This is a genomic window from Rhodococcus sp. RS1C4, from assembly GCF_002258225.1.
Classification (GTDB): Bacteria; Actinomycetota; Actinomycetes; order Mycobacteriales; family Mycobacteriaceae; genus Rhodococcoides; species Rhodococcoides fascians_E.
Map to the genome: position 1 here is coordinate 146,471 of NZ_NOXZ01000023.1, position 13,774 is coordinate 160,244.

Sequence of the window (13,774 nt, forward strand, 5' to 3'; positions counted from 1 at the left end):
GTTGTCCTCCGCGTTGTCGAAATCGCATCACATATATTTGATGTGATTTACTGTTGTGGAGCTCACACTATGCGCCGCGTCCGGTCGATGACAACCCTTCGCATCCCGGCCCTCTACCGTCTGGAGCACTTCATGAGTACGGACTTCACCCAGGAACAAGCATCCTTCGCCGCGGCGGTCGCAGCGTTCTGCGCTCGCGAAGCCGGTACTCGAGAGCAGCGCGACGCGTTGACCGAGCACGGACAGCACACCCACAACCAAGGCCTGTACGACAAGATGGCCGAACTCGGATGGCTGGGCGCGACGATTCCCGAGGAGTACGGCGGAGCCGACGGCAGCGTCGTCGACATGTGCATTCTGCTCGAACAGGCAGCCAAGGGCATGGCCCCGATCGGCGGCATCGGCCCGACGCTGATCACCGGCGCCGCCTACGAGAAGTTCGGCACCGCGTCGCAGAAGGAAACGGTGCTCGGCGGCATCGTCGAGGGAAAGAGTTACTCGATCTCGATGTCCGAACCGGAAGCAGGCTCCGACGTCGGCAACCTCAGCTGCAAGGCCGAGAAGACCGAGGGTGGCTGGCTCATCAACGGCCAGAAGACCTGGTGCTCCAACGCGCACTTCGCGGATCGCATTCTGTTGGTTGCGCGAACCGGCAGGAGCGTAGCCGGTGGAGCGACCCGACAGGAGCGCGGGGAAGGGAAGCACGAGGGATTGACGATGTTCGATGTGCCCGCCGACATCGACGGCCTCAACATCGTGGGAATCGGCACGATGGGTGGCAAGGAGGTCAACGACCTCTATTTCACCGATTGCCTGCTCCCCGAGGATTCGGTGGTCGGAGTCGAAGGGCAAGGATGGGCGCAGCTGATGACGGGCCTGAACATCGAACGCCTCATCTTGGCGGCGATGATGCTCGGGACGGCGCAGCGCGCATTCGACGACACCCTCGAATTCATCACGCAACGCAAGCAATTCGGTCGTCCCGTCGGCACCTTCCAAGCACTGCGTCACCGCGTGGCAGACCTTGCGACCGAGATCGAATGCGGTCGGCTACTGGTGTACCACGTCGCCCGGCTCGTCGACGAGAACCCGACGAAGCTGTTCCCGCGGGAAGCGTCGATGGCGAAACTGAAGTTGACCGAAACTGCCAAGAAGGTCGCACTCGAAGGCATGCAGATGATGGGCGGCTACGGCTACGCCACCGAATTCGACATGGAGAAGCACGTCCGCACCACGCTCGTCTCGTCGATCTACGGCGGTACCAACGAAATTCAGCGTGACATCATCGGCAAGACATACGGGCTGTGACTGCCTCGGTACTGCGACGGCGGCCGCAACTGTCGGAAGAGGTTGCGGCACGCCTGCGAGCGCAGATCATGTCGGGAGTGCTCGGGCCGGGCACGTTCGTGCGCATCGACGACACCGCAGCAGATCTCGGCGTCAGTGCTACTCCTGTCCGCGAAGCGCTCGTGACGCTGCGCGGTGAGGGACTCGTCGAGCAAGTGCCCAATCGCGGCTACCGCGTCGGCGAACTCAGCCGCGAGGACATCGACGACATCTTCTGGCTGCAAGGCACCATCGCCAGCAAGCTCGCCAGACGAGCAGCACGAGTCATCACCGACGTGCAGATCGAAGGGCTCGTCGGCCTCAACGCCCGGCTGCGGGACGCCGTGGCGCGCGCCGACGCACAGGCCGTCGAAACCTGCGAATTCGAGTTCCACCGCTTCATCAACCGGGTGGCGGGCGGCAAGAAATTGGCGTGGTTCCTCTTCGGGGCAATCCGTTATACCCCGGCCAGGCTCTACGCCTCGGATCCGTCGTGGGGCGAGCAATCGGTCCGCAGTCACGACGCTCTGATCGCGGCCTTCTCGCGATGCGACTTCGACACCGTCGGCGAGCTTATGCGCAGGCAGTTCGCCGACGGGGCGGAGCGCCTGGTCGCGCACCTCGGTCTTCCGTGACGCCTGCTTACGCAGGAGTGGAGCCTGCGGAATGACCAGAGTGGGCAGGAGTGGAGCCTGCGGAATGACCAGAGTGGGCAGGAGTGGAGCCCGCGGAATGACCAGACCAGGCAGGAGTGGAGTCTGCGGAATGACCGGGGCGGGACCCGGTAGGGGCGGCGGCGAGGAGTAGGTCCGTGCACCAGTCGACCACGGCATTCTCGTCGAGAATCAGTTCGCCGCCCAGCCATGAGGTCAACACCTGGGCGAAGCCGCCGACGACGAAGTGGGTCGTGAGGTCGAGGCGTTCGATGGTGTCGGTGGCGTAGAACTCGCTGGCCTGCGAGGCGAGCAGTCCGGCGAACATCTGTGTCGACTCGGATCGTTTGGCGGCGAGAACGTCGTTGCTCAGGGTCGCCGAGAAGAGCAGTCGGCCTCGGCGTGGGTCCTCGGCGACCAGACGCACGATCGTGTGTACTGCGGCGTGGACGCGGTCGTGTTCGGTGTCGGGTGCGGCGCCGACGGCTGCCAGGGTCGTCGTCGTGATTTCGCCGATCACGTGGTCGTACACCGCTTCCATCAGGTCGTTCTTGTCGCCGAAGCTCTCGTAGAAGTAGCGCGAGGCGACGCCTGCTCGGCGGCAGACGCCGCGCACGGTCAGTTCCGGTTCGGTCGTTCCGAGCAGGTCGAGGCCCGCTTCGACGAGGGCTCGGCGACGTTCGGCGACCCTGGCCGAGCCGTCGACTCCGCCGTAGGTGCGCGGTGATTCGGCCATGAACACATCTTGACACCGATCGTGCAGCGCGCCTAGCGTAATCTGCACACGCACGTATGCAGATATCCGATCAGAAGGATTCGCCATGACAGTCGACAACGAACTGCTCCGCAAATCGATGACCGGGGTCGGCCTGCTCGCCGGTGGCGCCAACGTCATCATGCAACTGGGACATCCGGCCGTCGGGTACGGAGTGTTCGAGAGTCGCGTCGAAAGCGGCCAGATCAACCGACATCCGGTGAAGCGGACCCGGACCACGCTGTCCTATCTCGCCGTTGCGGGCATGGGCGACGACGACGTCAAGGCTGCGTACCGTAAGGCGACCAACAGATCTCACGCGGCAGTCAAGTCCACGGCGGACAGTCCGGTGAAGTACAACGCCTTCGACCCGAACCTGCAGCTGTGGGTTGCAGCATGCCTGTACCGAGGCTTCGAGGACGTCTACTACGCGCTGTACGACGAACCCGACCCGGAGTTCCTCGACGAGATGTACCAGCGATGCCACGTTCTCGGATCGACGTTGCAGATGCCGCGCGACATGTGGCCCGCGGACCGCATCACGTTCGAGAAGTACTGGGACGCAGCGCTGGCCGACGTGCACATCGACCCGACCATCCGTCGGTATCTCCACGGAATCGCGTCGGCGACGTTCGTCAAACCCCGAGTGCTGCATCCTTTCATCGGCCCGTTCATGCGGTTCGTGACCACCGGGTTTCTCCCCGAACGGTTCAGGGACGAAATGGAACTGCCGTGGGACCCGATCAAGCAGAAGCGGTTCGATCGGCTCATGGGCACCCTCGCCGTGATCAACCGAGTGACGCCTCAGGTGGTCCGGGAAATGCCCTTCAACGTGCTGCTGTGGGACGTGCGGTCCAGAATTCGCGCGGGGCGCGCCCTGGTTTGATGTGAGTGGAAATGTAGTGCCTTCTGGTCGCCCCGCAGGCTCCGCTCCTGCCCCATGGCCTACATTTCCACTCACACAGGGGTCAGCTGAGATGCCGCGGCTGCGGGTGGTTCTTGTGCGCCTCGTCGGATCCGACGCGATCCTGCGTTCCGTCGCTTGCACATGCGTGCGAGGTTCCCGTGCGAACGAGCTGGATCACCACGGACTTCGAGGTCGGGCAGTTGCTGTCGGTGGCCGTCGAATCGAGTGGGACAAGGGGATTGGTCTCCGGGTAGTACGCCGCCGCGCAGCCGCGCGGAGTGTCGTACTCGACGATGCGGAAGCCGTCGGCGCAGCGGTCGACGTCGTCGTCCTCCCACCGCGTCAGCAAGTCCACGATGTCGCCGTCCTGAAAACCGAGCGCCGCGATGTCCTCGCGATGCACGAACACCACGCGTCGTCCGCCTTCGATTCCGCGGTACCGATCGCTCAGGCCGTAGATCGTGGTGTTGAACTGATCGTGGCTGCGCAACGTCTGCAACAGCAGGTGGCCGTCGGGCACATGCAGTACGTCGATCGGCGACGTTGTGAATTCGCCTCTACCCGACTTCGTCTCGAACGTTCGTGAATCCCGAGGTGGATGCGGAAGCACGAAACCGCCGGGCCGTCGGACATTGACCTCGTAGCCCTCGCACCCGTTGACGACGCGTGAGATGTGCGAGCGGATGGTGCTGTAGTTCTCGCGCATGCCCTTCCAGTCGATCCCGTGGCGGTCTCCGACGGCTGCTTCGGCGATACCGGTCAGGATGGCGACCTCGGATTTGAGCAGATCGCTCGCCGGCTTCAGCGGCCCGCGCGACGAGTGCACCGAGCACGTCGAGTCCTCGACCGAAATCCACTGCTCGCCGGTCGCCTGAACGTCCTTCTCGGTGCGGCCGAGAGTAGGGAGGATGAGGGCGATGTCGCCGGTGACCAGGTGCGAGCGGTTGATCTTCGTGGAGATGTGCACCGTCATCGCCATGCGTCGCATCGCCTCGAACGTCACCGTCGAGTCCGGCGTCGCCTGAACGAAGTTGCCGCCGAGGCCGAGGAAGAAACTGGCCTTTCCGTCGCGCATGGCTCGGATGGAATCGACGGTGTCGAGGCCGTGCTCGCGCGGCGGGTCGAAGCCGAACTCGGCCTGGATGGAATCGAGGAAGTGATCGGGCACCCGTTCCCAGATTCCCATGGTCCGGTCGCCCTGGACGTTCGAGTGACCACGAACCGGAAGCAATCCGGCGCCGGGCTTTCCGATGTTGCCCTGCGCGAACGCGAGATTGGTCAGTTCCTTGATGGTCGCGACGGCGTTGCGGTGCTGCGTCAGGCCCATCGCCCAGCAGAAGACGGTGGCCTTCGAGTCGCGCAGTATCTGCGCTGCCTCGGTGATCTGGTGTCGGGACAGGCCCGTCGATGCGGTCACGACGTCCCAGTCGACGGCGGTGACGTTGTCGCGCCAGGATTCGAAGCCGGTGGTGTACTTCTCGACGAAGGCGTGGTCGATCGCGTCCCACTCGACGAGCAGCGACCCGATGGCCTGGAACAGTGCGAGGTCACCGTTCACACGAATGGGGAGGTGGAAGTCGGACAGGTCCGTTCCCGGCCCGACCATCCCGCGGGGCGTCTGTGGATTCTTGAAGTTGACCAGTCCGGCTTCGCGCAACGGGTTGATCGACAGAATCTTGGCGCCGTTCTGCTTGGCCTTCTCCAGCGCGGACAGCATGCGTGGATGGTTGGTGCCGGGGTTCTGGCCTGCGAGGACGATCAGCTCGGCGTCGTACACGTCCTGGAGGGTGACGCTGGCCTTGCCGATACCGATGGTCTCCTGCAGAGCGATCGACGTCGACTCGTGGCACATGTTGGAACAGTCGGGCAGGTTGTTGGTGCCGAACGCACGGGCGAAAAGCTGGTAGACGAACGCGGATTCGTTCGACGCGCGGCCCGAGGTGTAGAAGATCGCCTCGTCGGGGGAGTTCAGGGACCTGAGTTGTTCGCCGATGAGTCGGAACGCGTCGTCCCAGTCGATCGGCTCGTAGAACCGTCCGCCGGGAAGTTTGACCATCGGGTGGGTGATGCGACCTTGCTGGCCGAGCCAGTGTTCGCTCTTGGAGTCGAGCTCGGCGATACTGTGGGCCGCGAAGAACTCTGGCGTCGCGCGGGTCGTCGTCGCCTCTTCGGCAACTGCTTTCGCGCCGTTCTCGCAGAACTCTGCCGCGTGGCGGTGGCCGGGATCAGGGTCCGGCCACGCGCAGCTCATGCAGTCGAAGCCCTCGGCCTGATTGAGGTCGAGGAGAGTCTTGGCGGTGCGCACCGGCCCCATGTGTCCGAGTGCGCGTTTCATCGACACCGCAACGGCGACGGGTCCGGCCGCGTGTGTCTTGGGCTTGTCGATCTTCAGGTCGGCTTCGTCGTAGTCGCGCACGCGGTCCCTTTCCTCGCCGGTGACCGCGGCGCCCGCCGGGTCAGCCGAGAAGCTTTCCGACCAGGTCGACGTAGGACTGCTTCGCCGAATCCTGGCTGGTGCCCTCGAGCTTCGCCCAGGCGTCGTACTTGGCGCGGTTCACCATGTCCAGTCTTCCCGGACGCTTACCCGTGACGTCGCCATTCGAACCTTGCTTGTACAACGAATACAGGCTCAGCAGGTCGTCGTTGCTCGGCTTGGAGGTGAGGGTCTTGACGTCGACTTGAGCTTGCTGGAACGACTGATCGAGATCGGACATCTTCACTCCTGGGGCATGTGCGTCGGTGGTGCGGTCGCGTCGATCATGGCACGAGGGTGGAAGCGTCGGAAACCAGTCGGACGCAATGGGCTACGAACTTCGCTCGCGGTGTGCAGACGGTCCCGTCCAGGTATCCGACGAACAGTGCGGTGAGCGCGCCGACGACACCCACGGCAACCAGATGCCTGTCGTCCTCGGAGAGTCCCTTCAGCTGCGCTTCGACCAGGGAGACGAACGTCGGTGCGAGCGCGAGGCCGCTGCCGCTGATGGCGGACTCGGACATCGGCGCCAGCAGCAGGACTCGGCCGACGCTGGGTTGATCGAGGACCAGCTCGACGAACGCGCGCACCGGGGCCTCCGGACTGGTGGCGGGTACCGCGCCGGCGATGGCGGCGCGCGCGAGCTCGCCGACGTGGCCGTACACGGCGCGGATGAACGTGTCGCGGTCGGTGAAGCTCTCGTAGAAGTACCGCTCGGTGAGTCCCGCCGTGCGGCAGACCGCCCGGACGGTGACCGACGGAGCTTTCGGGTCTCCCAGCATCTCGATCCCTGCGTCGAGCAGGGCGTGATAACGCTGGTACTGCCTGTCCGCGAGGGATTGACTACGCATGTTGTCAATCTTAAGCTGACAACATGCGTAGTCAGAATGAGCCGCTCGGACCTGACTCACTCACCTGGAAGTACTTCGGAGACTGGCGGGGGCTGCTGCAAGGCGTCTGGGCCGGGTCGATGCAGAACATGCACCCGGGTCTCGGGGCAGGCGTCGAGCAACACTCCACATTCTTCGACGAACGGTGGGAGCGGCTCTACCGATCGCTCTATCCCATCGGCGGAGTGGTGTTCGACGGCGACCGGGCAGAACAGACTGCGCTGCAGGTGCGCGGTTACCACACCGACATCAAGGGCATCGACTCGCAGGGCAGGCGATACCACGCGCTCGACCCGGAGACGTTCTACTGGGCGCACGCGACGTTCTTCATGGGCACCGTCCTGACGGCCCAGCATTTCATGGGCGGGGTCACCGAGGACCAGAAGCGTCAGCTCTTCACCGAGCACATCCAGTGGTACCGGTTGTACGGCATGAGCATGAAACCGGTGCCGAAAACGTGGGAGGACTTTCAGCTCTACTGGAAACGGATGTGCACCGAGGTCCTCGAGGACAACAGGGCAACCCGCGGAGTGCTCGATCTGTCGAAGATCGAACAGCCGCCCCGTGCGACCTGGATTCCCGACGCAGTGTGGGCGGTCATGCGGGTGCCGATAGCACGTGGAGCCGTGTGGATGACGGTAGGAATGTACGACGAGCCGGTGCGTCGGCTGTTGGGCTACACGTGGAACGACCGTGACGAGAAGTTGTTCGAGTTGGTGGGGCGGGGAGTGAATGCGGCGTTCTCGCTGGTTCCGCGCAGGCGCCGCATGCATCCGCGGGCCAGGGCCGGATGGGACCGGGCAACCGGGCGGATCGCGCCGGACAGTCCGCTGGTGCAGACTCCGGCGCGCAACCTACCGCCGGCCGGCGCCGCGGGCGATCCGAGGCACTACCACGGTTAGCCCTCCCACCAGGGGCGCAGGGGTACGTCCGCAGCGCCCTTCGGTCCGAGCTTCACGCCCAGGACCTGATGCAGCTGAACGACATTGCGCTCGAAGCCCAGGCGTGAGCCGGCCATGTACAGGCCCCATACGCGTGCGGTTCCCTCGCCGGCTTCGGCGACGCAGGCATCCCAGTTGTCCACCAGGTTCTTGCACCACGCCTTCAGGGTCAGCGCGTAGTGCTCACGTAGGTTCTCCTCGTGCCGGACCTCGAGGCCCACGTCCTGCATTTCGGTGATGATGCGGCCGGAGCCGGTCAGTTCACCGTCGGGGAAGACGTATCGGTCGATGAAGGATCCGGCGCGGGCGTGACTCCGGTTGTCCGGGCGGGTGATGCAGTGGTTCAACACCCGGCCGCCGACGCGCAGTTTCGACTTGATCGCTTCGAAGTACGCCGGGTAGTTCTGCACGCCGATGTGTTCGGTCAGGCCGATCGAGGACACCGCGTCGAAGTTCGACTCCGGAATGTCGCGGTAGTCGGAGAAGCGAACCTCCGCGAGGTCGGACAGTCCTTCGTCGGCGATGGCCTTCTGGGCCCACGCCGCCTGTTCCTTCGACAGCGTCGCGCCGATGGTCTTGACGCCCCGGCGTGCGGCGTATCGCACCATTCCGCCCCAGCCGCACCCGATGTCGAGCAGCCGGTCGCCTTCCTTCAAGCCGAGCTTCTCGAACACGAGTCGGTACTTGTTCTCCTGCGCGGCCTCGAGCGAATCGTCCTCCGAGGTGTACGCGGCGCAGGTGTACGTCATCGACGGCCCGAGGACGTACTCGTAGAACGTGTTCGACACGTCGTAGTGGTGGGAGATCGAGTCGGCGTCGCGCGTCTTCGAGTGGCGAAGGCCTTCGGCGATTCGACGCCACCGCGGCACCACTTCCTGCGGAGGAGGTGCGATGGGTCGCAACAGATCCCAGCCGAGCGAGCGAGTGATCGACGCCAGGGTCAGCGCGCCGGGGCGCCGGAAATGCAGTTCGTCGCCCATGACGCGGAGGATGTCGTACGGGTCTCCGGGATGGACGCCGACGGCTTCGAGGTCACCGGAGACGTAGGCGCGTGCCATTCCGAGGTCGCCGGGAGCTGTTGCCAGGTAGGTGGTTCCGCGGGGACTCTTGAGGTTGAGGCCGAGGGTCGCGTCCTCGGGGCCTGCGGCGCTTCCGTCGTACGCGGTGAAGCGCAGTGGGATGTTTCCGTCGGACAGAAGCTCGAGGATCTGAGAGATGGTGAGCTTGTTCGCTCGGTGCGCGTCCTGCGCCGTGGGTTCCTTGAACGTTGTCATTTTCCTTGCACCGCCTTCGAATACAGATCCAGCAATCGGGAATCGGGGTCGTATCGTTTCTTCAGTTCTGCGAGCCTCTCGCCGCCGTAGAGCTCGGAGAACTCGGCTTCGGAGTAGAACGCATCGGAGTAGAGCGACTTGTGGCCGTCGAAATCGGTGACCTTCTTCTCGATGGCGCGGTTGGCCGCACCGTCGGGCTCACCGGGGACGATGGGGACCGAGGACCAGAAGCCGACGTTGACGTAGGTTCGTTTCGGTTCGAGGGGGTAGAGGGGCCACGGGCGCGCAGCGTCGGCGCCGGGAGGGGCCGGCTCGCGAAGTCGCAACGGGCACAACCACAGTGGCTCGATGGGGATTTCCTTCAGGAACCACCGCAGGAACGAGGCCGTGTTCTCGATCGGGACCTCGATGTCCTGAACCACCCGTTCGCGCGGCGGGTTTCCCTTGCGGGCTTCGAGTCGATCGGCGATGTCGTACTTACGGTCGAGCGCGATCAATTTCCAGTAGAAGCTGGACCGGCGGTACTTCTTGGGCCAGAAACGCCTGATCCTGGGGTTCTGAGTTCCGAACGCACGGGAGCACCAGAACCAGTCGGTGTCCCAACGCCACAGGTAATCGGCGATGGTCAGGCGGTCTGTGGTCTTCTGCTGTATCGAACGGTAGTAGATCTCGGACCCGGCGTGGTACTCGCTGACCGGACCGGGAGCGGAAGTCTGGACGCCGAGGGTCAGGTAACTTTCCTCCGGCGTGAACACGACGCCGTCGAGGTACTGCACTCCGATGCCCTCGTAGGAGCGGTCCCGCACGATGTCGTCCATCGTGGCCTGCATGACGTCGAGGTCGTGGAAACGGAGGTGGCGCAACTCCACGTACGGCAGCACGGGCTCGAGCTGGATCTTCAGGCGGGTCGAGTATCCGAGCGTTCCGTAGGAGTTGGGGAAACCCCAGAACAGGTCGGAATTCTCGCCGTCGGGAGTGGCGGTGACGACGGTCCCGCTGCCGGTGAGGATGTCGATCTGCAGGACCGATTCGTGAGGCAGCCCGTTACGGAACGACGTGCTCTCGATGCCGAGGCCGGTGACCGCGCCACCGAGGGTGATGGTCTTGAGCTGCGGTACGACGAACGGTGCCAGACCGTACGGAAGCGTCGCGGCGACGAGGTCCTCGTACGTGCACATTCCGGCGACGTCGGCCGTCCGGTCCTGTGGGTTGACCGTGATGACGCTCGTCAGGCCCGATACGTCGAGGCCGGGGGCCGTCGATGCCGCGCGGGCGCGGAAGAGGTTCGAGGTCTTCTTCGCCAGGCGCACGGTTGCGGAAGCGGGGATGGCGCGGTAACTCTCGAGCAGCAGTTCCACGCCGGCACGATGTGCGGCGAATCCGCTTTCTCGCGGGGCGGGCCTACGTCGGGGAAGAGCAATCGCAGATGGCACATGAAGACGCTATATCCAGGTGTGCCGCGGAGCCACCGAGTATGCGGCCTCGACTGCGAAATTTCACGTAAATGTTGTCGTCGAACGAGGCATTACGGACAAATGTATGCAGCATGCATGTCGTTTGTGCAGCTAAATAAATCCCGGTGAACCCTGTCACACACCCTGACATCCTGTTCCCGTCCGGGTCATCGGGAAGGGCAGGATGGAGCGCCAGGACTCACAATTCGCGTCGACCCGAGGAGACACCACGTGGCACAGGTAAGCGCCAGCAGTTCCATCACCATCGCTCAGGCACCCGAGCAGGTGTTGGCGGCACTCGTCGACTACGAGACGGTACGCCCGCGGATCCTCCCCGAGCAGTACCTCGACTACACCGTCGTCGAGGGCGGTCAGGGCAACGGCACCATCGCGCAGTGGACACTGCAGGCCACCTCGAAGCGGTCGCGCAACGTGAAGGCGACCGTCGCGGTCGACGGCTCCACCATCGTCGAACGCGACGCCAACTCCTCGATGGTCACCACCTGGACCGTTGCCCCGTCGGGAGCTGGCAGCGAGGTCACCACCACGACCGAGTGGAAAGGCGCCGGTGGTATCGGTGGCTTCTTCGAGAAGACCTTCGCGCCGCTCGGTCTGAAGAAGATCCAGGCACAGACTTTGGCCAATCTCGAGCGCGAGGTCCGCTAGTAGGTCGAGAACCGCGGGTGGTCGATGACGACCGATGCGCCCATGATGAGGGCGCGCATCGACCACTCGTAGTTCGAGTCGTCGTCACGCTTCTTTCCGTCGATGGTGCGCGGAATCAGCTTCAGATCCGACCTCGCGAGGACTGCCGCGTCGTCCTCCCGCTCACGTCCCTCGACGTGCACCATCTCCGACAACGCCACCGCGTGCTCCGCGACCACCGTCACGATGAAGTTCGCTTGCTTGGGCGTCAGCTCGTACAACGTCGAGTACTCCATCTGCACCTCGTCGATCCGCGCCAGCGCGCCCGGCGACGACGTCCCGATGTCGAGGAGATACCGAGCGATACCTGGATTACGGTGGACCAGGGAGCGCAAACGCAGGCTGAGGTCCATCAGCGATTCCTCGAGCGTGGCGTCCGCGTCAGGGATGGGGAACTCCCATCGAGCGAGGATCTCTTCCGCCACCGCGGTTCTGAGTGCATCCAGGCTGTCGATGTTGTTGTACACGGCGACGATGCTGACACCCAATTCTTCCGCCAATGCCTTGACCGTCAGGTTCGGCAACGTCAGCGAGATGCCCGTCTCGATCAATTTTTCGAGGGTCACGCGGCGACGGCTGGGTCGAGACTCTTGCATATCTGCAGCTTAAGGCGTGTTCACGTGTCGACAGGGGCCGACGTGTGGCAAACTTCGAGCAAAGTTTAGCCTTACTCAAGTCACGGTCGGGGTGAAGGGAGCGGGCTGTGGAGTATCCGCACGGCGTCATCGACGCCGCGGTGCCGACGATGCACACGTTGGCGATCGGCAGGCCACGACCAGGCACGATGCGAATGACGTCGCTTCTGTCGGCCGGGAGCTACCAGCGTGATTGGGACGAGGACGCGATAGCCGAACAGTTGCGATTCCCCGGCGTCGACGAGCGGGATTTTCGTGTCCGACGGTTCGACGCGGCGCACGGCATCGTCGACATCGAGTACACGCCGTCGCACGAGAGCACGATGATGTCGCGGTGGCTGGATTCGGTCGAGGTCGGCACGCGCACGCGAATCGCGCCGATAGGCGCTGGATTCGGACCTCGTTTCGGCGACGGACGACGTGTGCACATGTTCGTCGACGAACCGTCCATCCCCGCCGCCCGCGCCGTTCTTCGCTCGTGGCCCGCAGGAACGCTCGGCACGCTGTGGGTGGACACCCCTCGGCCGGAGGATGTCGCCGACCTGCCCGACGTGGACGGTGTCAGCGTGATGAGTTTCCACACCGAACTCGGATTCGACCCGCTGGTCACCGCCGCGAGGCGGATGAGGCTGGACAGCTCGGTCACGGTGTGGGGAACCGGCGAGTCCGGTCGGATGGACGAGATCCGAGCCGCGTGTCTGGCCGCTGGGCTGGCGGACGATCACGTCCGCGTGTTCGGCTACTACTCTCGTAGGTGACGTACCCGAACCGAGAGGACATCACTGTGCAACCCGGTGAGCAGCCAGACATCGCCTCGATCATGCAGCAGGCCCAGCAGATGCAGCAGCAGTTGATGGCGGCCCAGGCGGAGATCGCCGACGCAGAAGTGACCGGTCAGGCGGGCGGCGGGCTCGTCACCGCGACGGTGAAGGGAACCGGCGAACTCGTCGGCTTGGTGATCGACCCCAAGATCGTCGACCCGGAGGACGTCGAAACGCTGCAGGACCTCGTCATCGGAGCCATCGCCGACGCGTCGAAGTCGGCGTCCGCGGTCGCAGCGGAGAAGCTCGGCCCTCTGGCGGGTGGCCTCGGCGGTGGGTCGCTCGGCCTACCTGGATTCTGAGGTGTACGAAGGTCCTGTACAGGATCTGATCGACGAGCTCGGCAAAATGCCCGGCGTCGGGCCGAAGAGCGCTCAGCGGATAGCTTTTCACCTCCTCGGCGTCGAACCGCCCGAGGTGGACCGGCTGATCAAAGCGTTGGCGCGTGTTCGTGACGGGGTTCAGTTCTGCACCGTGTGCGGCACCGTCTCGGACAAGGAACTGTGTCGTATCTGTGCCGACCCGCGGCGGGATCGGTCGATTATCTGCGTCGTCGAAGAGCCGAAAGACGTTCAGGCCGTGGAGCGTACGCGCGAATTCAAGGGCCGATACCATGTCCTCGGCGGTGCGCTCGATCCACTCAACGGCATCGGTCCGGACCAGCTCAGGATCCGAGAACTTCTGGTGCGCATCGGAAATCAGGACGACGGCGTGGACGTCTCCGAGGTGATCATCGCCACCGACCCCAACACCGAAGGGGAGGCGACGGCGACCTACCTGGCGCGCATGATGCGCGATTTCCCCGGTCTGGCCATCAGCCGGCTGGCCTCGGGTCTCCCCATGGGTGGGGACCTGGAATTCGCCGACGAATTGACTCTGGGCAGGGCGCTGACCGGTAGGAGGTCGCTCCGCGACACGTGAGTGGAGCGGAGCCTGCGCGT

The 13,774-nt window shown here is 64.3% G+C and carries 15 protein-coding genes; 8 read left to right on the top strand and 7 right to left on the bottom strand.

Translation table 11 applies throughout. The features are described 5' to 3' along the window. Window positions 1-132: 132 nt before the first annotated feature. Both CH289_RS11460 and CH289_RS11465 read left to right on the top strand, forming a co-directional pair. The gene (locus tag CH289_RS11460; protein ID WP_026347391.1) at window positions 133-1,308 is read left to right on the top strand and encodes an acyl-CoA dehydrogenase family protein; all 1,176 of its coding nucleotides are present in this window, start codon (window positions 133-135) and stop codon (window positions 1,306-1,308) included. Further along, complete coding sequence (locus CH289_RS11465) at window positions 1,305-1,961, top strand: GntR family transcriptional regulator (RefSeq protein ID WP_019662901.1); 657 nt, start codon at window positions 1,305-1,307, stop codon at window positions 1,959-1,961. The genes CH289_RS11460 and CH289_RS11465 overlap by 4 nt, the downstream gene beginning before the upstream one ends. 7 nt (window positions 1,962-1,968) lie before the next feature. Here the strand turns inward: CH289_RS11465 and CH289_RS11470 are convergent, their stop codons facing one another. After that, the gene (locus CH289_RS11470; RefSeq protein ID WP_094727932.1) at window positions 1,969-2,715 is read right to left on the bottom strand and encodes a TetR/AcrR family transcriptional regulator; all 747 of its coding nucleotides are present in this window, start codon (window positions 2,713-2,715) and stop codon (window positions 1,969-1,971) included. Between the two features lie 85 nt (window positions 2,716-2,800). On the opposite strand from CH289_RS11470, the gene CH289_RS11475 reads away from it, so the two are divergent. Beyond that, window positions 2,801-3,619 carry an oxygenase MpaB family protein gene (locus tag CH289_RS11475; protein WP_033190081.1) on the top strand — a complete coding sequence of 273 codons (819 nt, stop codon included), beginning with the start codon at window positions 2,801-2,803 and terminating at the stop codon, window positions 3,617-3,619. A gap of 82 nt (window positions 3,620-3,701) precedes the next feature. On the opposite strand, the gene CH289_RS11480 is transcribed toward CH289_RS11475, so the two are convergent. Genes CH289_RS11480 through CH289_RS11490 form a run of 3 tightly spaced genes read right to left on the bottom strand, consistent with a single transcriptional unit; the run spans window position 3,702 to window position 6,964 of the window. Then, on the bottom strand, window positions 3,702-6,056 hold the full coding sequence (locus tag CH289_RS11480; protein ID WP_094727933.1) for an FdhF/YdeP family oxidoreductase: 2,355 nt from the start codon (window positions 6,054-6,056) through the stop codon (window positions 3,702-3,704). Between the two features lie 40 nt (window positions 6,057-6,096). Further along, the gene (locus CH289_RS11485) at window positions 6,097-6,354 is read right to left on the bottom strand and encodes an acyl-CoA-binding protein (protein ID WP_026347392.1); all 258 of its coding nucleotides are present in this window, start codon (window positions 6,352-6,354) and stop codon (window positions 6,097-6,099) included. Between the two features lie 43 nt (window positions 6,355-6,397). Continuing rightward, window positions 6,398-6,964 (bottom strand): TetR/AcrR family transcriptional regulator, encoded by a 567-nt coding sequence (locus tag CH289_RS11490; RefSeq protein WP_094727934.1) that lies wholly within the window; start codon window positions 6,962-6,964, stop codon window positions 6,398-6,400. Between the two features lie 23 nt (window positions 6,965-6,987). Between CH289_RS11490 and CH289_RS11495 the strand changes: the two genes are divergently transcribed. After that, window positions 6,988-7,905: an oxygenase MpaB family protein gene (locus CH289_RS11495; RefSeq protein WP_094727935.1), complete on the top strand. Its 918-nt coding sequence runs from the start codon at window positions 6,988-6,990 to the stop codon at window positions 7,903-7,905. Here the strand turns inward: CH289_RS11495 and CH289_RS11500 are convergent. Beyond that, window positions 7,902-9,218, bottom strand: a complete 1,317-nt coding sequence (locus CH289_RS11500) for a class I SAM-dependent methyltransferase (protein ID WP_094727936.1) — start codon at window positions 9,216-9,218, stop codon at window positions 7,902-7,904. The genes CH289_RS11495 and CH289_RS11500 overlap by 4 nt on opposite strands. Then, window positions 9,215-10,639, bottom strand: coding sequence for an FAD-binding oxidoreductase (locus CH289_RS11505; protein ID WP_256977182.1), 1,425 nt, complete (start codon window positions 10,637-10,639; stop codon window positions 9,215-9,217). Before CH289_RS11505 ends, CH289_RS11500 begins: the two co-directional genes overlap by 4 nt. A gap of 264 nt (window positions 10,640-10,903) precedes the next feature. Here CH289_RS11505 and CH289_RS11510 point away from each other — a divergent pair, with 264 nt between their 5' ends. Further along, window positions 10,904-11,338, top strand: coding sequence for an SRPBCC family protein (locus CH289_RS11510; RefSeq protein WP_094727938.1), 435 nt, complete (start codon window positions 10,904-10,906; stop codon window positions 11,336-11,338). Here CH289_RS11510 and CH289_RS11515 read toward each other — a convergent pair. Continuing rightward, window positions 11,335-11,943, bottom strand: a complete 609-nt coding sequence (locus CH289_RS11515; RefSeq protein WP_019662911.1) for a TetR/AcrR family transcriptional regulator — start codon at window positions 11,941-11,943, stop codon at window positions 11,335-11,337. The genes CH289_RS11510 and CH289_RS11515 overlap by 4 nt on opposite strands. A gap of 137 nt (window positions 11,944-12,080) precedes the next feature. Between CH289_RS11515 and CH289_RS11520 the strand changes: the two genes are divergently transcribed. From CH289_RS11520 to recR, 3 genes are read left to right on the top strand one after another with little or no spacing between them, the layout of a single operon-like run. Next, window positions 12,081-12,770 (top strand): siderophore-interacting protein, encoded by a 690-nt coding sequence (locus CH289_RS11520; RefSeq protein ID WP_019662912.1) that lies wholly within the window; start codon window positions 12,081-12,083, stop codon window positions 12,768-12,770. 26 nt (window positions 12,771-12,796) lie between these two features. After that, complete coding sequence (locus CH289_RS11525) at window positions 12,797-13,135, top strand: YbaB/EbfC family nucleoid-associated protein (RefSeq protein WP_026347394.1); 339 nt, start codon at window positions 12,797-12,799, stop codon at window positions 13,133-13,135. 1 nt (window position 13,136) lies between these two features. Beyond that, window positions 13,137-13,754, top strand: a complete 618-nt coding sequence (gene recR / locus CH289_RS11530; RefSeq protein ID WP_026347395.1) for a recombination mediator RecR — start codon at window positions 13,137-13,139, stop codon at window positions 13,752-13,754. The last annotated feature ends 20 nt before the right edge of the window (window positions 13,755-13,774 follow it).